This is a genomic window from Protofrankia sp. Cr1 (assembly GCF_963555865.1).
GTDB lineage: Bacteria > Actinomycetota > Actinomycetes > Frankiales > Frankiaceae > Protofrankia.
Genome location: NZ_CAUVXO010000144.1, coordinates 1 through 4,624, shown reverse-complemented (window position 1 = coordinate 4,624; position 4,624 = coordinate 1). Strand labels below are relative to the sequence as shown.

6 protein-coding genes are annotated in these 4,624 nt (G+C 66.8%); 2 read left to right on the top strand and 4 right to left on the bottom strand.

Translation table 11 applies throughout. The annotated features are described in order from the left end of the window. On the bottom strand, window positions 1–596 hold a 596-nt coding region (locus U9980_RS13425), incomplete at its 3' end, for a redox-sensing transcriptional repressor Rex (RefSeq protein ID WP_322768214.1). 173 nt (window positions 597–769) lie between these two features. Then, window positions 770–1,105 (bottom strand): glutaredoxin family protein, encoded by a 336-nt coding sequence (locus tag U9980_RS13420; protein ID WP_322768213.1) that lies wholly within the window; start codon window positions 1,103–1,105, stop codon window positions 770–772. Window positions 1,106–1,490: 385 nt separating this feature from the next. Here U9980_RS13420 and U9980_RS13415 point away from each other — a divergent pair, with 385 nt between their 5' ends. Continuing rightward, window positions 1,491–2,330 carry a sigma-70 family RNA polymerase sigma factor gene (locus U9980_RS13415; RefSeq protein ID WP_322748486.1) on the top strand — a complete coding sequence of 280 codons (840 nt, stop codon included), beginning with the start codon at window positions 1,491–1,493 and terminating at the stop codon, window positions 2,328–2,330. 135 nt (window positions 2,331–2,465) lie between these two features. Next, entirely contained in the window at window positions 2,466–3,368 is a 903-nt protein-coding gene (locus tag U9980_RS13410) for an HAD-IB family hydrolase (RefSeq protein ID WP_322748485.1), read from the top strand. Between the two features lie 101 nt (window positions 3,369–3,469). On the opposite strand, the gene U9980_RS13405 is transcribed toward U9980_RS13410, so the two are convergent. Both U9980_RS13405 and U9980_RS13400 read right to left on the bottom strand, forming a co-directional pair. Beyond that, window positions 3,470–3,727 carry a hypothetical protein gene (locus tag U9980_RS13405; protein ID WP_322748484.1) on the bottom strand — a complete coding sequence of 86 codons (258 nt, stop codon included), beginning with the start codon at window positions 3,725–3,727 and terminating at the stop codon, window positions 3,470–3,472. A gap of 87 nt (window positions 3,728–3,814) precedes the next feature. Further along, window positions 3,815–4,624 (bottom strand): lysophospholipid acyltransferase family protein (locus U9980_RS13400; protein ID WP_322768212.1); only part of this gene is annotated, 810 nt, incomplete at its 5' end.

Sequence of the window (4,624 nt, the reverse complement as noted above, 5' to 3'; positions counted from 1 at the left end):
TCCACTCCCGCTGGCACCGACAGCACAATTGGTGCGAAATTGAGGATACTCGTCACTCCCGCCGCGAGGAGCCGGTCGCACACAGCCTGCGCGGCGGCGGCCGGTGTACAGATCACGCCGATGGTCACCCGCTTCAGCTCGACCAGGGCCTCCATCTCGTCGAGCGGGCTCACCACGACACCACCGATCGACTCGCCGATCCGGCGGGGGTCGACATCGAGCAGTGCGACCACGCGGAAGCCGCGGGACTGAAACCCGCCGTACCCCGCAAGGGCGTGGCCGAGGTTGCCAACCCCGACCAGAAGCACCGAACGGTCCTCGGTCAGACCGAGTTCAGCGGCGATGCGGCTCAGCAGGAGATCCACCCCATAGCCGACGCCACGCGTCCCGTACGAACCAAGATGGGACAGGTCCTTGCGCACCTTCGCCGAGGTCACGCCGGCCGCCGAAGCGAGCGTCTCGGACGACACAGTGTGCACCCCCCGATCGGCAAGCGAGGTAAGGACCCGCAGGTAGAGCGGGAGTCGGGCGACTGTCGCCGCAGGCACCGGCGAGCGGGCACGGCCGGCCGAAACGGCCCGGCGAAACTCGGTCATGTACGGCTCCCGCACCATTTTGAGGCGCCCGGCTGCCGGCGACGCCTGCCGTCCGCCAGCAGTGCTTGACAGTCGAACAGCAGTGCTTCACGGTCGAACGACGCCGGTAGACGACTGTCCGGGTGAGTTTACGACTTCGTGAAGGCGTTCACGAAGTCGTTGTGATCTTGCGCTCAGGTCGGCTGCCGGCCCACCATCGAGCCCGGGGTCCCCCGAATGGTCGCGAAGCGGCTATGTGGGGAAAGGCCCCAGCGACCGCCGGCCAGAGCACGCCGAAGGCGGGGCTCCTCGACCCGCCAGTAACCGTGCTCCCGCCCGTCCACAAGAATCACCGGTACCCGATCACCGTAGGCTTCGACCAGATCGGCGCGAGCATCGACATCGACCTCCTGCCATCCGGCACCCACATCGCCAGCCACCCGAGCCACCGCGATCCGTGCGTCGTCACAGAGATGACAACCGGCCCGGGTCAGCAGGGTGACCCGGACGCCTCCCGGCCGACCGCTCACGCCGGCGCCCGACCCCGGCCCGCACAAACCCGCACCGCTACTCCGATCTTCGTAGCCCGACCCGTCAAAGTAGATCTTTCAAGTGGCCCAACACCATCACAAACACACTTCCCCCAGACCCATAAGACAACCACACATCTTCACCTCACCATGCACGCCCGGTGCCGGATCGTTGGCTAGACTCGGCTGTCCAGGGTCCTTGGATGGTCATCGCCGGAGGCGCGAGAAAACCATGATGGCGCCTTTTCCGGCCGGACCGCCCAGGGGCGACAGACGTCCGGACGATCCCGGTCTCGAACAGGTGACATCCCGCTTCAGTCAGCCTCGTTGATCGTTCGGAGCCGAGTATGCCCGCCGCGCCGTCCCGTGCACACCGGGGATGTGCGTGGCCGCGAACCCCGTTGCGGGTCATGCGCGGATCGCGGACGTGAACCGGTCCTGGTCGCGCCCGGCGCCGGACCCCGTCGGCCTGGCAGCGCTACGGGCCGAGATTTTCTCGGTGAACAATGCCCCGTACGCCGCCATGCTGGGCGGACCCGTGCGGGCCAGCTCGGCCATGGGTGGGTCGGTCACGCCGTCCGGCATCCGGTCGTCATCCCCGGGCCGACCGGTCGGCCACGGCACACCCGGGGTGTCCGAGCCAGCGCCGGCCCAGGGTGTCATGGGGCCGGAAACCGATGTCCCCGAACTGGTCCGCCGCGCGCAGGAGGGCGACAACGAGGCTTTCGGCCGGCTGTACGACTCCTACCTGGACGTGGTCTTCCGCTATGTGTTCTACCGGGTTGGCAGCCAGGCGATGGCCGAGGACATCGTCAGCGAGACCTTTTTGCGTGCGCTGCGCGGCATCAGAAGCTTCACCTGGCAAGGCCACGACATCGGCGCCTGGTTCATCACGATCGCACGGAACCTGATAATTGATCATAAAAAGTCGCGGCGGACACGGATGGAGTTCCCCACCGACGACATCGCAGCGACCGCGGACACCCAGCTCGTCTCAGGGCCGGAGGAATCGGTCCTTGCCGGCGTCACGAGCAAGGCCCTGATCGATGCGGTCCGCATGCTCAGCCCCGAACAACGGGACTGCGTCGTACTGCGCTTCCTGGAGGGGCTCTCCGTGCGGGAGACCGCCTTGGCGATGGACAAAAACGAAGGCGCGGTCAAGGCGCTCCAGTTCCGGGCCGTCCGATCCCTTGCCCGCCACTTCACCGCGCAAGCCGCCCCCTGACAACCCCCGCGCGACCACAGCTCCACCGCGCGCCCGATGCCGGGTACCGCTGCGTGGCCTCGTGGCACCGTACGCTTCCCAGGTTGCAGTGACAGCGTGGCCCTCCCCTGGGCCATGGACGTCCAGGAGGGCACGATGCGGTTTCAACCACGCCCGGCACGGACAGCTGATGACCGCGCCCGCAGAGCCGACGCCGAAGCTGCCGCAACCGCGGCGCTCAAGGCAGCCGCTGAGCTGGCGGCCAAGGCCCCGCCCGACCCGACCGCAGCCGCGTTCTTCGATGTGGACAACACGATGATGATGGGAGCGTCAATCTTCTATTTCGCCCGCGGACTTGCCGCGCGTGACTTCTTCCAGTCCCGGGACCTGCTGAAGTTCGGCTGGCAGCACGTGTCCTACCGGGTCCGGGGGCTGGAGAACACCAGCGGGATGCGGGATGTCAAGGAGACCGCGCTAGCGTTCGTCGCCGGTCGCGAGGTCGCCGAGATCGTCCGCTTCGGTGAGGAGATCTACGACGAGCGGATGGCGGAACGCATCTACTCGGGCACCCGGGCACTTGCCGAGCAGCACCTCGACGCGGGCCAACGGGTATGGCTCGTCACAGCCACACCGGTCGAACTGGCGGCCGTCATCGCCCGACGCCTCGGACTCACCGGCGCGCTCGGAACGGTCAGCGAGGTGTCGGACGGGCGTTACACCGGACATCTTGTCGGTGATCCACTACATGGTCCGAGCAAGGCGGCCGCGGTGGCGGCACTGGCCGAACGTGAACAATTGGACCTTTCCCGGTGCTGGGCGTATTCAGACTCCATCAACGACCTGCCCATGTTGTCGCTGGTCGGCCATCCCGTGGCGATCAATCCAGACCCCGACCTGAAGGCCGTTGCCCGGGAACGCGACTGGCCGATCAAGGATTTCCGCATCGCGCGGAAGGCCGCCCGCATCGGTGTGCCGACAGCAGCCGGAATGGGCGCGCTGGCCGGGGGCGTCGCAGCGGGCATGGCACTGCGCCGCCGGTACAGCGACGCGGTCGACTAACCCGCCGCCACCAATGCCGCCACCAACGCCGCCACTAACGCCGGGATCGGCATCGGCGGGCCCGGTGTCACCGGCTACGGGTGGCGGTGGCGGTGGCGCCGTCAGCGACGACCGCTGGGCATACCGGGATCGTTTGGCGTGCCGAGACGGGTGACCCGCGACGGTCCGGACGGCGTGCCACGGGTCACCGCGACGATGGCCACGACCGAGGCCAGCTCGATGACGGCCAGCCAGATCGCCAGGAAACCATCACCGATCACGGCCAGTAGACCGACCATGCCGGTGACTGACAGTAGATAGATGGCGACGAAACCGCGTGCCGCCCACGTCCGCCTGGATGCCCCGAAGCCTCCGGCCACCCGGAAAAAACCATGGGCGCGCGGCCTCAGGTCGGCCCGATGCCGGACGTCCGATGTCGCATCAGGCCCATCCTCAGTTGCCATGTGTCAGAAGAATACCGATCGGCGCTGCATCAGGAGCCCGTAGAGGGAGTGCTGGATTGTCTCCCGGATGCGATCAGTGAGTTCGAACACCAGCATCGGGTCCTCGGCCGCGGCCGGGGTCAGCGATTCGGTGTCCACAGGCTCACCGAACTCGATGAGCCATTTGGACGGAAGCGGTAGCAGACCGAGCAGTCCGAACCAGGGAAACGTTGGCGTGATCGGCAGGTAGGGCAGGCCAAGCAGACGAGCCAGCATCCGGAGATTCCCGATCATGGGATAGATCTCCTCAGCTCCGACGATGGTGCAGGGAATAATTGGAACCCCGGTTCGCAATGCGGCCGAGACAAACCCTCCACGACCGAAGCGCTGGAGCTTGTACCGCTCGCTGAACGGCTTTCCTATCCCCTTGAAACCCTCCGGCCACACCCCGACGAGGTGACCGTTGGCGAGCAGTCGCTCAGCGTCGGGCTGGCAGGCGAGGGTGTTACCGGTCTTGCGCGCGACAGGCGCGAGAAATGGGACGGCGAACACCAGGTCCGCGGCGAGCATCCGCAGGTGCCGATGGGCCGGATGATGGTCCATAATTGCCAGCGCGGTCATCATCGCGTCCAACGGCACCGTACCCGAGTGGTTGGCCACGATGAGCGCGCCACCGGTGTCTGGAACGTTCTCCAGGCCCCGGGTCTCAACCCGAAAGTAGCTCTGATAGATCGGCCGCAACAGCGGCGCGATGACGTTCTCGGTGAGATCTTCGTCGAAGCCGTGTTCATCGACAACGTAATCCCCGGTGATCCGCCGCCGCAGGAACGCGAG

Excerpts from the sequence above, each read along its gene's own strand:
- U9980_RS13410 (WP_322748485.1), top strand. The coding sequence starts at position 2,466 with ATGCGGTTTCAACCACGCCCGGCACGGACAGCTGATGACCGCGCCCGC.